General features: G+C 69.1%; 20 protein-coding genes. 5 read left to right on the forward strand and 15 right to left on the reverse strand.

Annotated features, from left to right (window positions below; translation table 11 throughout):
* Together OP498_RS14190 and OP498_RS14195 are read right to left on the reverse strand one after the other, a co-directional pair.
* Positions 1 to 2322, reverse strand: coding sequence for an ATP-dependent DNA helicase (locus OP498_RS14190; protein ID WP_280553991.1), 2322 nt, complete (start codon positions 2320 to 2322; stop codon positions 1 to 3).
* The gene (locus tag OP498_RS14195; RefSeq protein ID WP_280553992.1) at positions 2319 to 4031 is read right to left on the reverse strand and encodes a VRR-NUC domain-containing protein; all 1713 of its coding nucleotides are present in this window, start codon (positions 4029 to 4031) and stop codon (positions 2319 to 2321) included. The genes OP498_RS14190 and OP498_RS14195 overlap by 4 nt, the downstream gene beginning before the upstream one ends.
* A 130-nt stretch (positions 4032 to 4161) precedes the next feature.
* Here OP498_RS14195 and OP498_RS14200 point away from each other — a divergent pair, with 130 nt between their 5' ends.
* Positions 4162 to 5796: an FMN-binding glutamate synthase family protein gene (locus OP498_RS14200; protein WP_280553994.1), complete on the forward strand. Its 1635-nt coding sequence runs from the start codon at positions 4162 to 4164 to the stop codon at positions 5794 to 5796.
* Between the two features lie 88 nt (positions 5797 to 5884).
* Here the strand turns inward: OP498_RS14200 and OP498_RS14205 are convergent, their stop codons facing one another.
* From OP498_RS14205 to OP498_RS14240, 8 genes are all read right to left on the reverse strand, one after another.
* A complete protein-coding gene (locus OP498_RS14205; protein WP_280553996.1) occupies positions 5885 to 6409 on the reverse strand; it encodes a TIGR02281 family clan AA aspartic protease in 525 nt (174 codons plus the stop codon).
* A gap of 34 nt (positions 6410 to 6443) precedes the next feature.
* Positions 6444 to 7838 carry an MFS transporter gene (locus tag OP498_RS14210; RefSeq protein ID WP_280553998.1) on the reverse strand — a complete coding sequence of 465 codons (1395 nt, stop codon included), beginning with the start codon at positions 7836 to 7838 and terminating at the stop codon, positions 6444 to 6446.
* An 8-nt stretch (positions 7839 to 7846) separates the two neighbouring features.
* Entirely contained in the window at positions 7847 to 9877 is a 2031-nt protein-coding gene (locus OP498_RS14215) for a CocE/NonD family hydrolase (RefSeq protein WP_280548738.1), read from the reverse strand.
* A gap of 58 nt (positions 9878 to 9935) precedes the next feature.
* Positions 9936 to 11240 carry an ATP-grasp domain-containing protein gene (locus tag OP498_RS14220; RefSeq protein ID WP_280553999.1) on the reverse strand — a complete coding sequence of 435 codons (1305 nt, stop codon included), beginning with the start codon at positions 11238 to 11240 and terminating at the stop codon, positions 9936 to 9938.
* Positions 11241 to 11329: 89 nt separating this feature from the next.
* A complete protein-coding gene (locus OP498_RS14225) occupies positions 11330 to 12514 on the reverse strand; it encodes a toxic anion resistance protein (protein ID WP_280554000.1) in 1185 nt (394 codons plus the stop codon).
* Positions 12515 to 12560: 46 nt separating this feature from the next.
* Positions 12561 to 13505: a cobyrinic acid a,c-diamide synthase gene (locus OP498_RS14230; RefSeq protein ID WP_280554002.1), complete on the reverse strand. Its 945-nt coding sequence runs from the start codon at positions 13503 to 13505 to the stop codon at positions 12561 to 12563.
* Positions 13506 to 13565: 60 nt separating this feature from the next.
* The gene (locus OP498_RS14235) at positions 13566 to 13742 is read right to left on the reverse strand and encodes a hypothetical protein (protein ID WP_280554005.1); all 177 of its coding nucleotides are present in this window, start codon (positions 13740 to 13742) and stop codon (positions 13566 to 13568) included.
* A gap of 94 nt (positions 13743 to 13836) precedes the next feature.
* Positions 13837 to 15462, reverse strand: a complete 1626-nt coding sequence (locus tag OP498_RS14240; protein ID WP_280548748.1) for a BCCT family transporter — start codon at positions 15460 to 15462, stop codon at positions 13837 to 13839.
* Between the two features lie 154 nt (positions 15463 to 15616).
* On the opposite strand from OP498_RS14240, the gene OP498_RS14245 reads away from it, so the two are divergent.
* The 4 genes from OP498_RS14245 to OP498_RS14260 all read left to right on the forward strand — a co-directional run bounded on the left by OP498_RS14245 (position 15617) and on the right by OP498_RS14260 (position 18159).
* A complete protein-coding gene (locus OP498_RS14245) occupies positions 15617 to 16612 on the forward strand; it encodes an LLM class flavin-dependent oxidoreductase (RefSeq protein WP_280554006.1) in 996 nt (331 codons plus the stop codon).
* Positions 16609 to 17322 carry an AzlC family ABC transporter permease gene (locus tag OP498_RS14250; protein ID WP_280548752.1) on the forward strand — a complete coding sequence of 238 codons (714 nt, stop codon included), beginning with the start codon at positions 16609 to 16611 and terminating at the stop codon, positions 17320 to 17322. The genes OP498_RS14245 and OP498_RS14250 overlap by 4 nt, the downstream gene beginning before the upstream one ends.
* The gene (locus OP498_RS14255) at positions 17319 to 17633 is read left to right on the forward strand and encodes an AzlD domain-containing protein (protein ID WP_280554009.1); all 315 of its coding nucleotides are present in this window, start codon (positions 17319 to 17321) and stop codon (positions 17631 to 17633) included. The genes OP498_RS14250 and OP498_RS14255 overlap by 4 nt, the downstream gene beginning before the upstream one ends.
* Positions 17634 to 17733: 100 nt before the next feature.
* Complete coding sequence (locus tag OP498_RS14260; RefSeq protein ID WP_280554010.1) at positions 17734 to 18159, forward strand: hypothetical protein; 426 nt, start codon at positions 17734 to 17736, stop codon at positions 18157 to 18159.
* Between the two features lie 83 nt (positions 18160 to 18242).
* Here the strand turns inward: OP498_RS14260 and OP498_RS14265 are convergent, their stop codons facing one another.
* From OP498_RS14265 to OP498_RS14285, 5 genes are read right to left on the reverse strand one after another with little or no spacing between them, the layout of a single operon-like run.
* Entirely contained in the window at positions 18243 to 19061 is an 819-nt protein-coding gene (locus OP498_RS14265; protein WP_280554011.1) for a universal stress protein, read from the reverse strand.
* A 49-nt stretch (positions 19062 to 19110) separates the two neighbouring features.
* Entirely contained in the window at positions 19111 to 20322 is a 1212-nt protein-coding gene (locus OP498_RS14270; protein WP_280554013.1) for a benzoate/H(+) symporter BenE family transporter, read from the reverse strand.
* Positions 20323 to 20343: 21 nt separating this feature from the next.
* Positions 20344 to 21075 (reverse strand): ABC transporter ATP-binding protein, encoded by a 732-nt coding sequence (locus OP498_RS14275; RefSeq protein WP_280548764.1) that lies wholly within the window; start codon positions 21073 to 21075, stop codon positions 20344 to 20346.
* On the reverse strand, positions 21072 to 21839 hold the full coding sequence (locus OP498_RS14280; protein WP_280554014.1) for an ABC transporter ATP-binding protein: 768 nt from the start codon (positions 21837 to 21839) through the stop codon (positions 21072 to 21074). Before OP498_RS14280 ends, OP498_RS14275 begins: the two co-directional genes overlap by 4 nt.
* The gene (locus OP498_RS14285; RefSeq protein WP_280554015.1) at positions 21832 to 22860 is read right to left on the reverse strand and encodes a branched-chain amino acid ABC transporter permease; all 1029 of its coding nucleotides are present in this window, start codon (positions 22858 to 22860) and stop codon (positions 21832 to 21834) included. Before OP498_RS14285 ends, OP498_RS14280 begins: the two co-directional genes overlap by 8 nt.
* Position 22861 lies beyond the last annotated feature (1 nt).

Genomic DNA, 22861 nt, shown 5'->3' on the forward strand with positions numbered 1-22861 from the left:
TCACTCCACCGCCCACCACCCCGGCAACCGGGCCCGCACCTCGCGCCGCGCGAAGCGGTCGTCCATCAGCACCAGCGTGCCTTCGTCGTCGGGGCCGCGGATCACCCGGCCCGCCGCCTGCACCACCTTGATCAGCCCGGGGATACGGTAGGCGTAGTCGTCGCCACGACCAAAGCGCGCCGCCAGCCGCGCCTTGAGAGCCTCGTTGAAGGGGTCGAAGGGCGGCAGGCCCAGGGTGGCGATGAAGGCCCCGATCAGCCGCTCGCCGGGCAGGTCGATGCCCTCGGCGAAGGCCCCGCCGAGTACCGCAAAGCCGATTCCCTGCCCGCCCGGCGTGAAACCGGCCAGGAAGGCGTCGCGTGCGGCCTCGCGCATGCCGCGGGTCTGGGCGCGCACGGGAATCTCCGGATGGGCCTCCTGCAACCGTGCCAGGGCCGCCTCCAGGTAGACGAAGCTGCTGAAGAAGGCCAGGTAGTGGCCCGGCCGGCGGCGGTACTGCTCGGCCAATTCGGCGACGATGGGCGAAAGCGATGCCTCACGGTCGCGCAGCCGGGTGGAGATATCGGCGCGGATGCGCACCTCGAGCTGCTCGGCGGCGAACGGCGAGGCGACCTCCCACCACACCGTGGCGACCGGCAGGCCCAGCAGGTCCCGATGGTAGTGGGCGGGACTCAGGGTCGCCGAGAAGAGCACGGCAGACTGCGCCGCCGCGAAGCGCGGCGCCAGGAAGTCCGCCGGCACCAGGTTGCGCAGCCCCAGCACGGCCCGACCGCGGCCATGACGGGCCAGGTCGCACAGCGAGTGGTCGCCGAAGGAGGCCGCCAGGCGGGTGAAGGCCAGCGCCTCGAAGAGCAGCTCCTGAAGCGCGAGGGAGGCCTGGTCGGGGTGCTCGCCCAGGTGCTCGGTGATGGCGCTGGCGACCCCCTGCAGGGCCGCGACCATCCCGTCGGGCAGGCCGTCGAGCACCCGGTAGCCAGGTCTGCCCGGCGCGCCGGCCTCACTCATCCCCGCCTCCCGGACCAGCGCCTGCCACTGCCGGGCCAGGCGCCCCAGGGGACGCGCCAGGGCCCCGGGGGCCTCACGGCGCAGCCGGGCGAGGCGGCGCTGGTCCAGCTCGGCGCTGTACATGCCCCGGGCCCGCTCCACCAGGTTGTGGGCCTCGTCCACCAGCAGGCCCAGGCGCCAGTCGTTGGCCCGGGCGAGGCCATGCAGCAGGGCATTGGCATCGAACCAGTGGTTGACGTCGCCGACGACCACGTCGCACCAGCGGGCCAGCTCCTGCCCCAGGTAGTAGGGGCAGACGCCATGGTCGAGGGCCACCGCGCGCAGCGCCTCGCGGTCCAGCCAGCCACCCGCCACGGCGGCCTGGCGCGCCGCCGGCAACCGGTCGTAGAAGCCCGCCGCCAGCGGGCAGGCCTCGCCGTGGCAGGCCCGGTCGGGATACTCGCAGGCCTTATCCCGGGCGGTGAGCTCCAGCACCCGCAGCGGCCGGGGCGTGGCGTCCGGGCTTCCGGCGTCCGGGCTTCCGGCAGCCCCCTCCCCGCCACCGAGGGCGGCCAGGGCATCCAGCGCCAGCCGGCGTCCCGGCGTCTTCATGGTCAGGAAGGCGACGCGGTCGAGCCCCTGGCGGGGCATGGCCTTGAGCAGCGGAAAGAGGGTGCCGAGGGTCTTGCCGATGCCGGTGGGGGCCTGGACCAGCAGGCAGCGGCCGGTGCTGGCGGCCTTGTAGACGCTCTCCGCCAGGTCGCGCTGGCCGAGACGGAAACGGTCGTGGGGAAAGGCGAGCTCGCCGAGCGCGGCATCACGCCGCTCGCGATGCCGGGCCTCCTGGGCCGCCCAGGCCAGGAAGCGCCGGCACTGGGTCGCGAAGAAGGCCTCGAGCTCTTCGACGCTCGCCTCGCGGGTCAGCACGGTCTCGCGGCCGGTGGTGATGTCCAGGTAGACCAGCGCCAGGGTCAGCGAGGCGAGACCACGGTCGGCACACAGCAGCGCGCCGTAGACGCTGACCTGCGCCCAGTGCAGGGCCCGCTGGTTGTCGGCCATACGCTCCAGGCGCCCGCGGTGGGTCTTGACCTCCTCCAGGCGGTTGGCCGCCGGGTCGTAGCCGTCGGCGCGGCCGCCCACCTTCAGCCCCTCGAAGGCGCCGGAGAGCGGCAGCTCGGCCTCGTATCCTTCGCCCCTCCGCCTTGATACCAGGGCATGGCCCGCGATGCCCTCCCGGGCGCTGGGGGCCGGGGTGAAGCGGTAGTCCAGGTCCCCCTCCCGGGCGGTGAAATCGCACAGCGTGCGCACCGCCACGCGATAGCCCGTCTCCCCGCTCATTCGCCGTCCATCCCCCAACGCACATGGCAGACCGCGGCGGGGATCGCCCGGGCATGGAAGAAGGCCAGCCAGCGCCGCTGGTTGTCCTGCAGCCGGTCGCCGGGGCCCTTCACCTCGATCAACCGGTAGCGTGGCTCGCCCTGCGGGGTTTCGGGAAGGAACTGGATCAGGTCCGGCAGGCCGGCCCGGTTGGCCTTGAGGTCATCGAGCAGGCGCTCGAAGCAGGCACGCAGGTGGGCGGCCGGCAGGCAGGCCAGCGCCCGCTCGAGCAGTGCCTCATCGAGCGCCCCCCAGTGCACGAAGGGCGAGGCCAGCCCCTGCTTCGCCCGCCAGGTGGCGCGGATCGCCTGGCGATAGCTGCCAACGTCGAGCCGGGCCAGGCAGGCATCGAAGCGCTCGCGGCGGCGGGCCACGAAGTCCTCGCGGTACAGATCCGCCGGGCCGTGGTGAAAGGGGTGGAAGAAGGCACCGGGCAGCGGCGCGAAGAGCGCCTCCCAGCAGAGCAGGCCGAAGAGCCCGGTGAGCAGGCTGTTCTCCACGTAATACACCGGTGCCGCATCGCGGTGCAGGTAGTCGCGCACCGCGGCCTCCACCGGGCCGGGCGGCAGGGTCAGGGTCCACTGTCGAGGGGCCGGCTCGCGGCGTGACGCCGGCGGGGAAAGCCCCAGCCGGCGACGCAGCCGCAGCACCAGCCGTCCCAGCGCCTGGGCCTCCTCCTCGCTGGCCGGAGCCTCGGCCAGGGGCTCGGCCAGGGCCAGGGCCGCGGCGTGCTCCCCGCGGCGCTCCTGCAGGCGCAGGTGGCGGATGCGCGCCTCGACGCTGCCGGTATGGCCCGCGTCCGGCCAGCCGGCCTGGGCATAGAGGGCGAGGGCCGGCTCGCCCTGCCCCTCCCGCTCCGCCTGGCGCCCCAGCGCCACGCAGAGCCGCCGATGCCGCGTCGCCAGCCAGGCGTTGTCGGCCAGCGGCGCAGGCAGCTCGGCCTGTAATACCGATACCGCCTCCCCGGCCTCGAGCCGCTCGCGAAGACGGTGCAGGGCCAGGTAGACATCCACCTCCGTACGAGAGCTGAAGGCCCGAGAGTCGGCGGTGATCGCCACCCGCTCGAAGCGCTGCAGGCCGAGTTCGGTCAGCACGAACTCGGCCCAGTCCTGGTGCAGGTTGCCGAAGAACATCAGCCGCAGCCGGTCGCAGCTCGCCATCACGGCGAGTCGCACGACGCGGTCCGGCGCCGCGGGCCACCAGCCGGAGAGCGGGCGAGCCTCGGTGAGCCGCGGCGCCAGCGCCTCGAACAGCGCGGCCTTGCCGGTGGCGGCGGGCAGCCCCGCGGCGGCGATCTCGCCGGCCAGAGCACGACGCAGCTCGGGTAGGCGCAGTTGGCGGAAGAGCTCCGCCAGGCCGAGCGCGGGGGCGGCCTCGACCAGGCCCGCCTCGACCAGGGGCGCGAGCGCCGCCGCGGTGTCGCCGATCTCGGGATAGCCCAGGCGCGAGGTGCGAAAGTGCTCGCCCTTGCGCATCACCATGCGCACCAGCAGCGCCTGCGAAGCCTCGGGCAGGGCGGCAAAGTCCGCCAGGAAGCCGTGCTCGGCCGCGTCCAGCAGGTCACCGTGGCGCTCGGCCACCCACGCCAGCACGAAGCGGAAGTTCGCCAGGTAGTAGCGCGGATCGTCCAGGGGGGCGGTGACCGACGCGGAGGCAGGCATACTGTTCATGCATCCATGGTATCAGCTGCCCCGAACGAGGGAAGTGGGCGGGGTGTAAGATCCTCTCCCTCCGACCGACTTCATGACTGTATGACCTAAGCCCGGCGTCCGCCGACGGCCGCCCCATCCGGAGCTCCCCATGGCGAACCGTATTCCCTGGCCCATCCCACTGCGCTACACCGCCTTCATCATCAGCCTGCTGGGGCTTGCCGTTACCCTGCCCGCCTGGGCCATGGGGGCGCCCTTCTGGCCCGTACCACTGTTTGCCGCCCTGGTGGCCCTGGGCACCTGGGACCTGCGGCAGCGCTCCCGGACCCTGCGTCGCAACTATCCGATCCTCGCCCATTTCCGCTACTGCATGGAGGGCATCGGCCCCGAGATCCGCCAGTACTTCGTGCAGTCGGATACCGAGGAACGTCCCTTTTCCCGTGAGCAGCGCAGTGCCGTCTACCAGCGTGCTAAGAATATCCTCGACAAGAAGCCCTTCGGATCCGTGATGGACATGTATGCAGAGGGCTACGAATGGATCAATCCTTCGCTGGCGCCATCAAAACCGAATCATGACGCCATGACGGTAAAGGTCGGCAGCGAGCGCCGCCACCCTTATCGGGTCAGCCTGCTGAACATCTCGGCCATGAGCTTCGGCGCGCTATCCGGCAACGCCATCGAGGCCCTGAATCTTGGGGCCCGGCGCGGCGGCTTCTACCACGATACCGGCGAGGGCGGCATCTCTCGCCACCATCTACAGGGCGGCGATCTGGTGTGGGAGATCGGCTCTGGCTACTTCGGCTGTCGCGACCAAGAGGGTAACTTCGACCCGAACACGTTCGTTGAGAACGCCGCTCGCCCCGAGGTCAAGATGATCGAGGTCAAGCTCTCTCAGGGCGCCAAACCAGGCCACGGCGGCATCCTGCCCGGTGCCAAGGTGACCGCGGAGATCGCCGCCGCGCGGGGCGTTCCCATCGGCGAGGACGTGGTCTCGCCGGCCAGCCATCCGGCATTCTCCACACCGCTGGAGATGATGCACTTCATCGCACGCCTGCGGGTGCTCGCCGACGACAAGCCGGTAGGCATCAAGCTTGCCATCGGCCACCCTTGGGAGTGGTTCGGCATGGTCAAGGCGATGCTGGAAAGCGACATCCTGCCCGACTTCATCGTGGTAGACGGCGGTGAAGGTGGAACCGGCGCATCACCACTGGAGTTCATCAACCGCTTGGGCATGCCGTTGGTGGAAGCCCTATCACTGGTTCACAGCACTCTGGTAGGCGCCAATCTGCGCCATCGTATTCGCCTGGCGGGGGCCGGCAAGCTGACCTCGGCGTTTCATATCGCTCGCACCCTGGCGCTGGGAGCTGACTGGTGCAACGCCGGGCGCGGCTTCATGTTCTCACTGGGTTGTATCCAGGCCATGAACTGCCATTCGGGTCGCTGCCCCAGCGGCGTGGCGACCCAGGATCCGCGCCGCAGCCGACACCTGGACGTGGCCGACAAGAGCGAGCGGGTCTATCACTATCATCGCAACACCCTGGAGGCCCTGGCGGAGATGCTGTCGGCCGCGGGTCTGGAACGCCCCGCCGATCTTGGACCCGGCCACGTCATGCGCCGTGTGTCGCGCCATCAGGTCTGCTCCTATGCCGAACTCTACCCGGTTCTGGCCCCAGGCGAGCTACTGCGCCACCTCCCCGATCAGCCGCTCTACCAGCGCTACTGGGAGGAGAGTCGCGCCAACAGCTTCCAGCCCGCTCAGGTCGTCGAGCTTCTCCAGCGGGCCTGACACACCCATGCCTCGCGTTCCTCTATCACGGGAAGCTACGGGGCCTCGGGGTCGGCGGAGGGGGATCGCACGGACCGGCATGGCCACTTCAGCGCCGCTGCGCCGGGCGCAGCACCATGCGCGCATCACGGATCTCGATGTCGAAGCGGTCGAGGAAGCTCATGCCCAGCAGCGCCGCCTCGCCGGTGAGGCCTGGGCTGATCGAGCCGCGCACGTCGCGGGCCTGGTAGCCGCCCAGGCTCACCGTCTCGAGGGTAGCCAGCTCGCCGCGCACGCGACCGTTGGCGGTGTTGAACCAGGCGCTGCCGGTACTCTCGAGCCCCAGCCGCTCGGCCATCTCGGCCGGGACCGCGACATAGGTGGCGCCGGTATCGAGCAGGAACTCCACCGGCTGCCCGTTGATGCGCCCGGTGGCCACGAAGTGGCCGGCGCGGTTGCGCTCCAGCACCACCGGCTCACCCTCCCCCACCGCGACATTGGCGAGGTGGGCATTGGGGTTGCGCTGCGCCTCCAGGTAGCCGTGGAACCACCAGGCCCCGCCCCCCAGGAAGAGCACCCAGAACAGCAGCATCATGCCCAGCCCCGCACGACGTGTGGCACGCTCCTCGCTCATGACCTTCCCTCCCGGCGTCTGCCCTTTGCGAGCATCATGCCACAGGGGGATTCCGCCTCGGAGCCAGGGCGTCCTGGCGAGGGTTGCGGATATCCCAGTCACGGGCCGCCTGCTGGCCCCGGGCCTGGTCGACGAAGAGACAGACCAGGATGGCGATGGCGAAGAGCACCGCGCAGAGCAGGATCGACGCCTTGAGCCCCACCAGCGACTGCAGCAGTCCCAGGCCGATGATGCCGATCACGCCGGCGAGCTTGTTGGCCAGGCCCCAGAAGCCGAAGAACTCGGCGGCCTTGCGGCTCGGCGAGAAGAGCCCCACCAGGGCGCGGCTGGCGGACTGGCTGGAGCCCAGCGAGAGCCCCGCGAGGCAGCCCACCACCAGGAAGAGGTGCTGGGCCTCCCAATCGAGCCCGGCACGGGCATGCAGGAAGGCGGTGACCTCCGGCGTGGCCCAGATGGCGAGTATCGCCGCCACCCAGAGCCCCAGGGTAAAGAGGTAGGTGACCCGGGTGCCGATGCGATCCTGGATGAACCCGAAGCCCAGCGCCCCGAGCGCCGCGGTGACCTGCACGATGATGAACATGATGTTGCGCACCGACGTGTCCCAGCCGATCACCTGGGCGCCGTAGATGAAGGCGAAGGCGATGATGATGTAGACGCCGGCCATGGAGAAGATCAGCGAGACCAGGAAAATGCCCAGGTCGCGGAAGCGTCGCAGCTCGTGCAGGGTCGTCGAGACGCGCTCCAGGGCGATTTCGCGGTAGGGCTTGCCGGGCGGCTGGGGCGTGCCGCGCTCCTTCACCCACAGGAAGGTGGGGATGGCGGTGACCAGGAAAAAGCCCGCCGCGAAGGGCCCCACCCAGCGGATGCGCTCGAAGTTCTCGGCCGTGGCCTCGCCCAGCGCCACCAGCGTGAAGCCCGCCGCGAAGAGCCCGCCCACGTAGCCCAGCGCCCAGCCGAAGCCGGAGATCTTGCCCAGGTCTTCGGGCGGGCCGAGGTCCGGCAGGAAGGCGGCGATGAAGGACTCGCCCATGGAGTAGGCGTAGTTGGAGACCACGATCAGCGTCAGGCCCAGCACCACGTAGCCCGGCGCCACGAAGTAGAGCATGGCGGTGGTGGCCACGGTGGCCAGGTAGCTGACGAACAGGAAGCCCTTCTTGGCGGCCCGGTAGTCCATCACCGCCCCGCACAGCGGGCCGGTCACCACCACCAGCAGGTAGCTGACCGCCAGCGCCAGGCTCCACAGGAAGTTGGCCAGGCGGTAGCCGTCGCCGCGGTCGCCGACGATCACCGTGGTGAACAGCTCGCCGAACACCACGGTGATGATCAGCAGGGTATAGGCCTGGTTGGCGAAGTCGAACATCGCCCAGCCGAGGATCTCCTTGCGCGAGGCGCGCGGTGTCATCGGCACGGCGGCGGGGATCGGGCTCATACGGGACCTTAGACGAGATCGCGGGGGATCGTCTCGTCCCAGGTGCGCGCAAAGATCCGGGTATCCCCCTCCCAGGCGTCCAGGGTGGCCCGGATGCGGAAGTTATCGGCGTCGCTGGTCAGCAGGGTGCGGGTCAGGGTGCTGACCTCCCAGTCGCCGCGCTTGAAGCTGCGCTGCCACTCCGTCCAGCCGCTGACGCTGTCGTAGCTGCCGTAGGCGTAGGCATAACGCTCGGTGACCCGAGCGGCGATCTCCAGGTCGATATCGTCGATCCGGTAGCGCCCCTCGTCGTTGATCACCTCCAGGGTGGTGCGATCCTGGGCCAGGTCGCGGATCACCTGCCAGGTCTCCTGGGTCGGCTGCAGCAGCGTCTTGGCCAGCGCCGGTGCGCCCTCGGGCTCGGCGAAGGCGGGCAGTAGGGCCTCCTCGGCGGGGCGTGGCTCGCGCCGCGGCAGCACCAGCCGGCTGGCGCCGGGCCAGAGGGTGATCCGAGCCGGCTGCGGCGCCGGCCAGGCCAGCGGCCAGTAGCTGGTGGAGAGGGCCAGGCGGATGGCGTGTCCTGCGGCGAACTGCTGGGCGATGTGCTTGAGCGGGATCCTGACCCGATAGCGTCGCCCCGGCTCCAGCGGCTCGGGATGCTCGTCGCTGTCGCGGTGGGTCAGGTTGAGCAGCCCGTAGGAGACCCGGGTGGCCTTGTCGTCCTCGGCGATATCGGAGAGGCGCAGGGCCACCATGGCCACCGGCTGGTCGGCGGAGAGCTCGAGCTCCACCAGCGGCGACCCGCAGATCTCCAGCGGCGCCTCGAGGCGTGCCGTCTGGAAGATCAGCGAGCCACCATCCTCGTCGCGCTGGTCGTGGGGGAGGTCCGGCGGCGCATTGTAGGAGCACCACTTGCCGGCATAGAGCCCCACCGAGAGGGGCGAGCGGATATCCAGAACCGCCTCGTCGTCCTCGCCCCCCTCGCCTTCCGGCACCAGGTCGTGCCCCTCGGTGAGCCGGAAGGCGTCGGCCAGGATGTTCGGTGATGGCCAGTCGGGCTCGGCGACCCAGCGCCCGGGACGCTCCTCGTAGCGCGCCGAGGGCGGCACCGACTCCTGCATCCAGACGCGCAGCATGGGCTCGTCCATGATCCCGGTATCGATGCCCTTGAGCCACTGGTCCCACCAGCGCAGCGACTCCTGCAGGAAGCCGATGGCCGGCCCCGGCACGCCCAGGTGCGGATACTTGTGGGCCCAGGGGCCGACCAGCCCCTTGCGCGGCACCGAAAGCCCCTCCAGCACCCGGAAGACGGCGTTGCAGTAGCCGTCGGCCCAGCCGCTGACGGCATAGACCGGGCACTGGATCCGCGAGTAGTCCTCGCATACCGAGCCGTGCTTCCAGTAGTCATCGCGGCGCTGGTGCTCGAGCCACTGGGCGAGCCACAGGCCGCTGCCGTCCAGGCGCTCGAGCCACATCTCGCGCCAGCGCTCGCCCACCAGGTCCGGGTCGGGCGGGCAGGCATTGCCGTCGAACATGGTCGAGGCCCAGGAGAGGTTGTCGCCCAGCAGGCAGCCGCCCATGTGGTGGATGTCGTCGGCGTAGCGGTCGTCGGTGAAGCAGATCGTGATCACGGCCTTGAGCTGGGGGGGACGCAGGGCCGCGATCTGCAGGCCGTTGAAGCCGCCCCAGGAGATGCCGATCATGCCGACGTCACCGGTGCACCAGGGCTGGGCCTCGAGCCATTCGAGGATCACCAGGCCGTCCTCGAGCTCGCTGGGCAGGTACTCGTCGGTGAGCACGCCGTCGGACTCGCCGGTGCCGCGGATGTCGACCCGCACCCCGGCATAGCCGTGCCCCGCCCAGTAGGGATGGCTCTGCATGTCGCGCTCGGCGGTGAGGTCGCGCTTGCGGTAGGGCAGGTACTCCAGTATCGCCGGCACGGGATGGATCTCGGCGTCCACCGGCCGCCAGATCCTCGCCGCCAGGCGGCTGCCATCGGGCAACGGGATCCAGGTCTCCTCCTCCATGATCCGGCGGGGAAAATCGTTGACGATACGCATGGTCCTGCTCTCCTTGTCTCTTCAAAGTCCCTTGAAGCCTGCTCCAGGCCGGCCGTGCTCAGCCCTGGATGTCGTCGAACTCGAAGGCCAGTCGCGCCACCAGACGGTCGAAATCCGCGAGCAACTGCTCGGCGGATGACGCACCAAGATAGACATGCGCCAGCGCAAAACTGTAGGCGTCCTGCTCGGGCAAGGAGGAGAGCCGCTGCCCTTCCTCCACCTGTACGGCAATCTGGCAACCGGGGAAGTCGACCTCGAGTGTGGCGACCTCCTCCGGCGTGGGGGCTCGTGTCACCACCGCATCGGTAAAGAATACCCTGTGGAAGAACTTGGCCGCCATGGGGAAGGCCCCTTCGCGATGGGGCATGTCGGGGCGTTGGCCCAGCCCAAGGTCGATGGTCACCTGCTGGTTGCTGACCCCATCGACCTTCTCGAAGAGGTCACAATGCGACTGGGAGATGCGGGTATTGATCTCCAGCAACCAGATGCGCCCCTGCACCTCATCCCAAAAGTACTCGATGTTGAAGGCGGCATTGTCATAGCCGATATGGGTCATGATTCTGTCAGTGAGCTCGACCATGGAGCTCTGGATATCCTCGGGCAGCCCCGACGGGTAGCGGTAATGGAAGAAACTCAGCACCTGGGGATAGCGCAGCGAATCGACGATACCGTAGCTGACCACTTCGCCGTTGTAGACGTAGCCTTCCACGGTGCACTGCCAGCCGCCGATGATCTCCTCGGCCATGCAGAAATGACCGTCCACGGCGGCGATTTCCGGCGGCAGCTGCGCCTGCTCTAGCACCATATTGAAGGGATCGGCAATGGTGCCGATCGACTCGCGTAACTCCGTGATAGCTTGATAGAAGTCCTCTGGGGTGTCGATGCGAAAGCCCAACCGTGAGCCGGAGGACTTGATCGGCTTGACGAAGAAGGGGAAGTAGAGCCCTGCCTCGCCGATGTGCGTCATCGCCTCGTCATCGAAAGGGTCGAAAGCGGTAAAGCCCGGAATGTGGTCGGGAATCACCTCGCGCTGAACGCGACGACTCCAGTACTTGTGCTCGCACTTGAGCAGGCTCGTCAGCGACGTGCTACGAGTGCCAAAGCGTTCACAGAGCAGCGGCAACATGGTCGAGACGGGGAAATCCATGTAGCCGACGATGGCGTCGACCGAGCCCTCGAAGGCCTCGAGCTGCGCCGTGGCCTCTGCCAGCATGGCGTCGATGTCGAATTCCTCGGTATCGTAGACCGCTTCCGGGGCGATCACCCCGTGGAATCGCCACTGTCCGGCACCGTGCAGCGTCTCGAGACGCTGGCGGTTGAAGTCGTTGAGCCCCACCACGAAGATATTCTTGACCTCGGTCATCGTTCTACCCCTTATATCGCGCACCGGACCCGGCACCTTCGAGCAGCATAGTCCAGTGCGCGCGTTGAGTGCGCGCGTTGGTTGAAGGGTCAGCCGTGTCGGTCGCGCCCGATGGCGTCTTCTCCCTCGCGGCCGCGGAGCTGGTGGTCGATGGCCTCGCCGCCCCGGCCGGCCAGGGCCGCCAACCGCTCGATCTGGTCGTCCAGCCGCGGCAGGGCCTCGCGGCGATAGCGGGACAGGTCGTCAATGGCCCCCATCACCTCGCCGAAGGCCTGCTCCAGGGCCTGCATGTCGAGCATCGCCGACGAGGCCCGCTGCTGGATGTCCACGCCCTGCTGGCGCAGCGCCCGCGCGGTCCCCCCGATCATCTCCGAGGTCGTGGCATTGAGCGCCTCGACGCGATCCAGCACCAGCCGCTGGTTGGCGATGGCCAAGGCGACCGTGACCGCCACGGTCAGCGCCGAGGCGGTGACATTGATGGCGCGGTCGACGCCACGCATCAGCTCGCGGTTGTTGCGGATGACCACCTCCAGCGCCAGCACGCCCTGCTGGCTCACCGCCAGCTGCTGCTGCAGGTCGACGATGCGCTGGCGCAGCGGGAACAGCAGCTCCTCCTCGAGGAAGCGCCGCTGGGGGTCGTTTTCGTCGCGGCGGACGATGGCGGCCTGCAACCGCTCGTCGATCCGCCGCCCCAGGGCGACCTGGCGCTCCAGCTGGGCGAGGCTCTCGCGCAGGGACTGCTGGTCATCGCCCAGGGTGAGGTTGTCGCGATGCAACATGTCGCGCCCCCCTTCCAGGTCGGCGATGATCGCATCCAGCGCCTGCTGAGCGGTCTCGAACTTGCGGAAGTAGCGCTGCAGGCGGCTGCCGGCCCCCGGGAGCCGGGCCAGCAGGCGATCCAGCGGGCCCGGTGACAGGCGGTGTCGGGCGGGGTCCAGCTCCTGCATCCGGCCGCGCAGGTCGCCCAGCGCCCTGGCCACCGGACCGCCCTCATCCCCGTGGTGGGCCAGCTGGCGCAGCGGAGTCTGCAGCATGGCGCTCTGGTGGGCGGCCTGCTGCTGCAGCTCCAACCCCAGCTCATCGATGGCGCGTCGCTGGCGCGCCAGGGCCTCGGCATCGCCGCCGGCGACCAGCTCGTCGACGAAGGCATCGGCCTGGGCCGCCAACGACGGGTCGTCATCGCCACCGTCCGACGCGCTGCCGTCCAGCTGGCGGGCGATCTCCTCCACCGGTGGCAGCGACAGGCGGGAGTCGCGTTCGGGTTGCTGGGTCATGGATACCTCTCGAAGGATCGGGTCTGGGCGTGTAGAAGGGCCGACCTCAGGGCTTGCCACGCCCGTAGCGGTCGGCACGGGAGACAAAGCGGCGCAGCTCCTCCAGCGCCTGCTCGGTAGTGACCGAGGCCTGCGGGCGCCCGGTCTCGATGCGCGCCATGGACACGGCCGTGTCGTCGAGGACGGTCAGCGCCGACTCGTTGCGCGCGGCCAGCTCGCGCAGCCCCCGTTCGGTCTCCTCGAGCAGCTCCAGCCGCCGCACCAGGGCGGCACGCTCCTGCGCCCCCAGCTGCCGGCCCTCGCGACTCAGGCGGCGCCGCACGAAGTCACCGTCCACGTTCGCCACCCCGCGAGCCTGGGAGGCCATGGCGTCGAGGGTATCCACCACGGTGCGGCAGACCTCGACCACCAGCCCCCGGGCGCGGGCGAAAGCCAGCTCGCCGCTGTCGAAGCGGCTCCCCAGCACGCCCAGCACATGGCGGTAGCGACTGTAGACGCGGTCGGCCTGGACCGCCAGGTCGGGGCGGCGGGCGTCGACCAGCCCCTGCTTGGCCCGGCACAGGGCCAGCACCAGATCGTCGGCATCCGCCGGCGGCCGTGCCGGGTCGAGCACCGCCAGGTCGGCCTCGTGGGCGTCACGCTGCTGCTGTGCTCGGCGCCGCGCGGCCTCGGCCGCCAGCGCCGCCTGCCGGCGCTTCTCACGCCGCCGCGCGAGCCAGCCGCGCAGCCGACGCTCCAGCGGCAGCGCCACCGGCACCGCCACCAGCCCCGCCAGCCAGCCCGTCAGGGTCGGCCCGAAGCCGCCCCACAGCGAGGTCAGCCACAGCAGCATGCTGATGAAGGGCACCACCAGGGCGTAGCGCAGGATGACCTGCAGGCGGCCGGGGGGCTCGACCGGCACGGCCAGGCGCGGGTTGACCAGACCCACCAGCAGCCACGGCAGGCAGGTCAGGAAGAGGCCATAGGAAAATCCCTGCAGGAATCCCAGCATGGGGCTGACCATCCTTTATCCGTCAGAGGAGAAACACGGCACTAGAGGCACGGCAAGTGACTAGAGCAGCAGGGTGAGGACCAGGGCCACGACGCCCACCAGCAGGGCGATGCTCACCGCCACGACCACCACCCGGTCGAGCCAGCGATCGAAGCCGGCCCAGTCGAGCCGGCGCCGCTGGCGCCGACGGGTGGCACCGCGACGGGGAGCGCCGCGGCCGGTGCGGATGAGGGTCATGGTCGAAGTCCGATTTCACCATTGTTCCCTGAGCTTACGGCCTGCCGCGGCGGCTGGCCACTGCCACGGCCTCGATAGCCGCCGATGGCCCGCTTCAGCGCTTGATGCGCCGCTTGACCACGCCGGGCGGCGCCCGGCGCAAGCGCTCCTCCTCACCCAGGGACTCGGCCTCGAAGGCATCCGCCCCCACCGGCGTCTCGCCATGGCGGCGATAGAGCTGGGTGAGCAGGGAGCGATGATCGCGCTGAAGCGTTCGGATCAGCGCGGCCGCCATCCCGTAAAGCACCAGGGAGAAGGGCAGCGCCGAGAGGACCGAGGCCGACTGCAGCCCGGTCAGGCCACCGGCAACGATCAGCGTCAGACAGATGGCGGCGATCAGCACGCCCCATATCACCCGCTTGAAGAGCGGGGGATTGATGGAGCCGGCGTCGGTCATCTGCGCCACGATATAGGAAGCGGAGTCCGCGGAGGTGACCAGGAAGATGAAGATCAGCAGCATCGCCACCACCGACAGCGCCCCGGAAAAGGGCATCAGCTCGAACATCTCGAACAGCGCCACGGTGATGTTGTCCTGGGTGGCCGCGGCCAGGCCCACGTCGGCGCCAAGCTCCATGTTGATGGCGGCACCGCCGAACACGCCGATCCACAGGCAGGCCAGCAGCGGCGGCACCAGCAGTACGCCCACCACGTACTCCTTGATGGTTCGCCCGCGCGAGACCCGCGCCACGAAGGTGCCGACGAAGGGCGACCAGGCAATGGCCCAGGCCCAGTAAAACAGGGTCCACTCCTGGGCCCAGGCGTCGTTGCTGTAGGGGGTGGTGCGCAGGCTCATGCCGATGAAGTTCTGCAGGTAGTCGCCAAACCCGAGAAGGATGGTTTCCAGGATCGCCACCGTGGGGCCGGTGACCAGCACGTAGAGCATCAGGCCGATACACAGGATCATGTTGAGATTGGAGAGACGCCGAATCCCCCGGTCCAGACCGGCCCAGGTCGAGGCCATGTAGGCCAGGAACATCACGAACAGGATGATGAACTGCCACAGGGTGTTCTCGGGCAGGCCGAAGACGGCGTTGAGCCCACCGTTCATCTGCAGCACGCCCAGCCCCAGGGAGGTGGCCACGCCCATCACCGTGGCCACCACCGCGAAGACGTCCAGCCAGCCGATAAAGGGGCGAAACCGGGAGTCCTGTGGGGTAACCGAGGAGAGCACCGAGGAGACCAGGCCGGCCTGCCCCTTGCGGAACTGGAAGTAGGCGATGATCAGCCCCACCACCGAGAAGGCCGCCCACTGGTGGACTCCCCAGTTGAAGTAGCTGAACTGGATCGCATGGCGCGCCGACGCGATGCTCTCGGCGGGCACGTCGCCGTAGGGCGGGTCGATGTAGTGGGTCATGGGCTCGGCCATGCCGTAGAACACCAGCCCCACGCCGAAGCCCGCGGCCAGCAGCATGCTGATCCAGGAAAAGAAGCCATAATCCGGCCGGCTGTCCTGAGGCCCCAGGCGAATCTTGCCGTAGCGCCCCAGGGCCAGCCATCCCAGCAGGACCACACCGCTGAACAGCGTGAACAGGTAGAACCAGCCAAAGAGGCGCGTCGTGCCATCAAGGGCGAACGCCGCGAACCCCCCAACCGCCTCCGGGAAAGCCGCCGCCGCGATAACAATGGCAAGGGTGATCCCCAGCGAGGCGATAAAGACGCGTTGTCCGCCATGACTGGCCATCGATGACTCCTTGTTCCGTGTTCTCGATCGGGCACCATGCTGTCAGAGCCTGCTTTCAGAGCCGGGAAAGCGGCCGCGAAGCCAGGACATTGACGGCCCCACCCAGCAGGCGTAGAAACTCAGCAGGCTAATTGTTTCTGGAGTGACTCACAACATGTCCCGACTCGCCGACACGCCCCTTTCCGTGCTCGACCTGGCCCCGATCCGCGAGGACGGCAGCATCGCCGACACCTTTCGCGAGAGCGTGGCGCTGGCCCGGCTCACCGAGCGGCTCGGCTTCACGCGCTACTGGCTGGCCGAGCACCACAGTATCGAGGGCATCGCCAGTGCCGCCACCGCGGTGCTGATCGGGCATATCGCCGGCGCCACCGAGCGGATCCGCGTGGGCAGCGGCGGCATCATGCTGCCCAACCACCCACCGCTGGTGGTGGCCGAGCAGTTCGGCACACTGGAGACCCTCTATCCCGGACGCATCGACCTGGGCCTGGGCCGCGCGCCGGGGTCAGACGGCCCCACCATGGCCGCCATGCGCCGCGACCCCTATGCCGGCGTCGATGACTTCCCCCAGCGACTGGCCGAGCTCCAGGGCTATCTCGACGACGAGCGGCCAGGCCAGCGGGTGCGGGCGGTGCCCGGCCAGGGCACCCGGGTGCCGCTGTGGCTGCTCGGCTCCAGCGACTTCAGCGCCCGCCTGGCGGCTCGGGAGGGGCTGCCCTTCGCCTTCGCCGCCCAGTTCGCCCCGGCCCAGCTGTTCGAGGCGCTCAAGCTCTATCGCGACAACTTCCGGCCCTCGGCGGTGCTGGACCGGCCCCACGCCATGGTTGGCCTGCCGGTGATTGCCGCCGAGAACGACCTCCAGGCGGACTACCTGGCCTCCACGGCCCGCCGCAAGTTCCTGGGCATGATCCGCGGCCAGCGCACCAAGGCCCTGCCGCCGGTGGCAGCGCTGGACTGGTCGCCCCGGGAGCAGGCCCAGGTGGAGCAGTTCCTGGGCGCCGCGGTGATCGGCGGCCCCGAGACCGTGCGCGAGGGCCTGGAGCGCTTCCTGGCGCTGACCGGCGCCGACGAGCTGATGCTCAATACCGATGTCTACGATTCCGAGGACCGGCTGAGAAGCTACGAGATCGTCGCCGAGATGTGGCGCTCATGACCACCGACCACGACGCGCGACCCACCCTTGGCCATCTCGTCGAGGGCTTTCGGCGCATGGCGCCGTTGTCGCTGTTCGTGATCGTCTTCGGGCTGGCCTTCGGGGTGGCGGCCCTGCAGCAGGGACTCTCCGCCGTCGAGACCCTGCTGATGAGCGGCCTGGTGTTCGCGGGGGCGGCCCAGTTCGCGACCCTGGAACTGTGGGGCGATACCATCCCGCTGCTGCCGCTGGTGGCCATCACCCTGGCGATCAATGCCCGCCACCTGCTGATGGGCGCCGCCTTCTACCCGCACCTGCGCGACCTGTCCAGCGGGCGTCGCTACGCCAGCTTGCTGCTGCTCAGCGACGCCAACTGGGCCATGGCCATGACCGCGGGGTCCACGCCGGCCCGGCTGGGCATCCTGGTCGGCGGGGGCCTGGCCCTGTGGTCCACCTGGATGATCGGCACCGGCCTCGGCGTGGCCTTCGGCAGCGGCATCAGCGAGCCCGACCGCTTCGGGCTGGATGCCATCATGGGCTGCTTCCTGCTGGCCATGCTGGTGGGCGACAAGCGCGACCTCGGCGTGCTGCTGCCCTGGGGCGCCGCGGCCCTGGCGGCCCTGGCCGCGATGGCCTGGCTGCCGCCCCATGCCCACGTGATCGTGGGGGCGCTGGCGGGCGGCGTGGTGGGCCTGCTGCTGCCACCGGCGGGCAAGGAGACGGCGCCATGACCCTGTCGGCCGCCAACGGCGGCGTGCTGCTGGCCATCGTGGTCATGGCGCTGGTCACCTACCTGACCCGCGCCGGCGGGGTCTTCGTGATGGCCCGGGTGCCCATCGGCCCAAGAGTAGAGCGCTTCATCAACGCCATGGCCGGCTCGGTGCTGGTGGCGGTGATCACCCCCATGGCGGTGAACGGCGACGGCGGGGCCCGGATGGCCCTGGTCGCCACGGCGGCGGTGATGCTGGTGCTGCGCAAGCCGCTGCCGGCGATCGCCGCCGGGATCCTGACCGCCGCGCTGTGGCGTCTGGTCGCATCCTGACCCATCCTCGGAACGAAGCGCTCCGCGCGCTTTCCAACGGGCAGTCATTCACGGGGCGCCGGCCGGGCCGGCGCCCCCTTCAGAGACACCGGAGTCCCGCATGCCCGACCCCCATGACCCGCGCCGCGGCTCACAGCAGAATGCCGCCTGGCGCGCCGCCCAGCAGTGGCAGGCGCGCGCCCGCCAGACCCGTGCCAGCGGCCCCCTGAGCGGTATAAAGCTGCTGCTCACCTGGTTGTTGTTCGGCGCCATGATGATCGTCGCCATGGTGCTGGGGCTGTTCTTCCTGCTCATCGGCTGGGCGATGATGCCCTTCCTGCGCCATCGCATGAAGAAGCAGATGGAGGCGATGCGCGCCGACCAGGCCGAGGACGTGGACGGCAGCGTCCACTATCGCGAGACCCGCTATCGCGAGGGACGCGACGCCGGTGGCCGCTACCGCGAGCAGCAGGTGCTGGAAGGCGACTATGATGTCAAGGATGGGGACGTCAGGGACGAAGCGCGCCAGGACCGAGACCGTTCCTGACGGCTGACGTCACGCACAGGGCCCGCCGGGAGGGCGGGCCTTGCGTGGCGCCACCGGCATGCGGCCGGACAAGCCACGTGGGCTCAGCCGATGTCGGCCGGGCGCAGCACCGCCACCGGGCAGCGCGCCTCGTGGAGCACCTCGTGGCTGACGCTGCCGGCTACCACCTGGGAGAGCCCGCTGCGGCCGTGGGTAGTCATGGCCAGCATGGTGTCCTGGCAGTCCGCCAGGTAGCTGACAATGGAATCGGCCGGGTCACCGTGCAGCACCTCCCAGTCCACCTCCATGCCCTGCTCGCTGCGCAGGCGCCGCGCCAGGCCATGCACATAGCCGGACTCCATCACGTCGGCATGGCCGCCATCCAAGGGCACCGCCGCGGCGGCACTGGTGTCGATCACCTGAAGCAGCTGCAGGCGGGCGTCCAGCCGCCCGGCGAGGGCCACCGCATGGGGCAGGATCGCCTCGGAGAGCTTCGAGCCGTCCACGCAGACCATCAGCACCTCCACCTTGCGATGGGCCCCGGCATCGAAGCGCGGCCCGCACAGGAAGACCGGCCGGTTCGCGCGTCGTACGACGCCGGCGGTAACGCTGCCGATCAGCATCTCCGGTACCGGGCGCCGCCCGTGGGCCATCATGCACAACCCCACCTCCTCGCGGCCGGCCAGCTGACCCAGGTAGGCCTTGGCGCTCTCGTGGACCGCCACCTCGATGCTGGCGTCCCCCGCCTGCTGGTCCGCCAGGCGCGACTGCAGTGCCGCGCGTCGGGACTCGGCCTGCGCCTCGCTGGCCACCACGGAGGTCACGCTCAATGGCACCGCCAGCTGCCCGGCCAGGTGCTGGCCGAGTGCCAGGGCGCGCAGCGAGGCGTCGCTCTCGTCCATCGCCACATGTATCTTGTCCATCGTCAGGCTCCTCTGGAAAGCGTTGTTCTTGAAATGTCGGTAGTGGAGTTCAGGATGACTGGCGGGCCTGCGCCCGCTCGGCCCGGCGCCCTGAGCCGGGCAGTGGTCGATGCAGCAGGGCGTAGGCCAGCGCGCCGACCACCACCCCCCAGAAGGCCGAGCCCAGCCCCAGGAAGCTCATGCCCGAGGCCGTGGCGATGAAGGTGATCACCGAGGCCTCCAGGTGGTCCTTGTGGGCGGCGAAGGCGCTGACGTTGCTGGTGATGGCGCCGATCAGCGCCAGGCCCGCCAGCACCGCCACGAACTCGCCGGGCAGCGAGGTGAAGAGCAGCACGATGGTGCCGGCGAAGGTGCCCCCGATCAGGTAGAAGACCCCGTTGGCGACCCCGGCCACGTAGCGCTTGGCGGGATCCTCATGGGCCTCCTTGCTGGTGCAGATCGCCGCCGTGATCGCCGCAATCACCGTGGTGATGCCGCCGAAGAAAGCGGTGACCAAGGAGGTCAGGCTGGTCACGGTGACGATCGGCCTGGCCGGGGTGTTGTAGCCGGCGCTGCGCATGATCGCCATGCCCGGCAGGAACTGGCCGGTCAGGCTGACCAGCACCAGCGGGATGGCTAGGCTCAGAGTGGCGTTCCAGCTCCACTCGGGACGGATGAACTGCGGGTTTGCCAGGCTCAGCGTTACGCCATCGAGACTGGCACCCTCGAACACCACGGCCAGGATAACGCCGACCACCAGCAGCGCCACCAGGCTGTAACGTGGGGTCAGTCGCTTGAACACCAGGTAGGTCAGGATCATGCCCAGGGTCAGCGCCGGCACCGCCTCCAGGGAGACGAAGACCCCGACCCCGAACTGGAAGAGGATGCCCGCCATCATGGCGCTGGCGATGCCCGGCGGGATCGCCTGGATGATGCGGTCGAAGGAGCCGGTGATGCCGATCACGAAGATCACCGCCGCCGCCGTGAGATAGGCCCCCACCGCCTCGTTCAGTGACAGCCCGGGGAACAGCGTGACCAGCAGCGCCGTGCCCGGTGCCGACCAGGCGGTGACCACGGGCACCTTCAGCCACAGGCTGAGGGCGATCCCCGAGACGGCGGCGCCGATGGAGATCGCCCACACCCAGGAGGTCATCATGGCCGTGGAGATCTCGGCACTCTGGGCCGCCTGGAAGAAGATCGCCAGGGGGCCGGAGTAGGAGACCAGCACCGCCACGAAGCCGGCGGTGATCGCGGGTATCGACCAATCCTTGTGAAGTCGCATGCAACGGCTCTCCGTCACACCTCAGGCGACGCCGAGGTGGGTGTCGAGGATGGTGGGATCGGCCTTCAGGCTCCGGGAGTCGCCGCTGTAGACCACCGCTCCCTTGACCAGCAGGAGGTGCTTCTCGGCCACCTCCAGCAGGTTGTCGATGTTCTTGTCGACGATGATGGTGGCGATGCCTGAAGCCTTGATCTCGTGGATGATCTTCCAGATCTCGTCGCGGATCAGCGGCGCCAGCCCTTCGGTGGCCTCGTCGAGGATCATCAGGTCCGGGTTGAGGGTCAGGGCCCGCCCGATGGAGAGCATCTGCTGCTCGCCCCCGGAGAGGAAGGAGCCGTCGTGGTTGATGCGCTGGCCGAGCCTCGGGAAGGTGTCCAGCACGCGCTCCAGCGTCCAGGGCGACTCGCCCCGGTCGTTGGGCCGGGCGGCCATGATCAGATGCTCGCGCACGCTGATGCCAGGGAAGATGCCGCGCCCCTCCGGCACATAGCCGATGCCCTGGCGAATCAGCTGCCAGGGGCGTCGCTTCGCCGCCGGGATGCCCTTGATGCGCACCTCACCGCGGCGCGGTGGCACGAAGCCCAGGATCGACTTCAGCGTGGTGGTCTTGCCCATGCCGTTGCGGCCCAGCAGGCTGAGGGTCTCGCCGGGCATCAGGGTGAGGTCGACGCCGTGCAGGATATGGCTCTCGCCATAGTAGGTATGCAGCCCGCGGGCATCGACCAGCGGGGTGATCTGTTGCTGTGCCGTCATGCCGAAGCCTCCTCGTGGTGGCGCCCGAGATAGACGTCACGCACCTTCTCGCTGGCGCGGATCTGCTCGGTGGGTCCGCTCTCCAGCACGCAGCCGTCCACCATCACGGTGATGCGGTCGGCCAGGCGGAAGACGCTGTCCATGTCGTGCTCGATCAGCACCAGGGTATAGCGGTCGGTGAGGCTCTCGAGCAGTTCCGTGACCTGCACGGTCTCATCGCGGCCCATGCCGGCCATGGGTTCGTCGAGCAGCATCAGGCTGGGCGCCGTGGCCAGCACCATGGCGATCTGCAGCTGACGCTGCTCGCCGTAGCTCATGTCAGCGGCCGGGGTATGGGCGCGGTGGATCAGGTGGCAGGTCTCGAGCACCTCGAGGGCGCGCTCGCTGACCGCCCTGGCCCGCTGGCGGGAGCGCCAGCTGCCGAACACGCCGCCCATGTGGATGCGGGCGGCCAGCTCGCAGTTCTGCAGGCAGTTAAGGCGCGGGAAGATATTGGTCTTCTGGTGGCTGCGGCCGATGCCCATGTGAGCGATCTGGCGCACGCTCTTGCCCTGGATGGGCTTGCCGTGAAAGAGCACCTCGCCCTCCGAGGGCGGGATCTCCCCCGACAGCAGGTTGATCAGGGTGCTCTTGCCGGCGCCGTTGGGCCCCAGGATGGCGTGGATCTCGCCCGGCCTGACGTCGAAGTCGACGCCGTTGACCGCCACCAGGCCGCCGAAGCGACGGGTCAGCCCGTGGGTGACCAGAATCGGTTCATCACTCATGGCTTATCCCTCCTCGTGTCGCTTCCTCGACGACCGGGGGCTTCTTGCGGGCCCAGGGTGGCGCGATGATCAGCCCGGCGATGCCCCGCGGCAGCACCAGCACGGCGGCGATGATGGTCAGGCCCATCAGGATCGGCCAGTGCATAGTCAGGTGCTCGTAGACGTAGAGCAGGATCTCGTAGGCGAAGGCGCCGAGGATCGGGCCGAAGATGGTGCCCATGCCGCCGAGGATCAGCATCATCAGCACCTCGCCGGAGGTGTGCCAGCCGAGCTGGGCCGGGTTGGCGAAGCCGTACTGCATGGCGGCCAGCATGCCGGCGATGGCGGCGAGGACCCCACTGATGACGAAGGCAATCAGCTTGTAGCCGTGGGTGGCATAGCCGAGCGCCTGCATGCGGTGCTCGTTGTCATGGATGCCGTCGAGCACCTGGCCGAAGTAGGAGCGGGTCAGCCAGCGCAGGAACAGGAAGCCAACGACCAGCATCCCCAGGCAGAAGTAGAAGAAGGTGTGGGGATCGCTCATGTCCAGCAGGGCCATCTCGCCGACGCTCACACTCGGCCTGAACATGATGAAGACCCCGTCCGTGCCGCCGGCGAACGGCGCGGTACTGATCAGATAGAAGAGCATCTGGCCGAAGGCCAGGGTGGTCATGATGAAGTAGATGCCCTTGGTGCGGATTACCAGCAGGCCCACCACCAGGGCGGCGACGGCGGACACCAGCATGACCAGCGGCAGCATCCACCACATGGAGGCCGCATCGAAATCGGGGCTGGCGAGAGCCAGGGTATAGGCGCCGAGGCCGAAGAACAGCGCGTGACCCAGGCTGACCAGGCCGACGATGCCCACCAGCAGATCCAGGCTCATGGCAAACAGCGCCAGGATCACCATGAGGGTCAGCTTCTCCAGGATGAAGTCGGTCTGGCTGCCGAACAGCGTCGGCCCCCAGAGCGGGAAGAGCGCGACGATGGCCAGCAGGGCCAGCATGATGACGGCGACGCGCTTGGGATATCTATGCAACATG

The sequence above is a fragment of the Halomonas sp. 25-S5 genome (genome assembly GCF_029889845.1).
In the GTDB taxonomy this organism is placed as follows: Bacteria; Pseudomonadota; Gammaproteobacteria; order Pseudomonadales; family Halomonadaceae; genus Halomonas.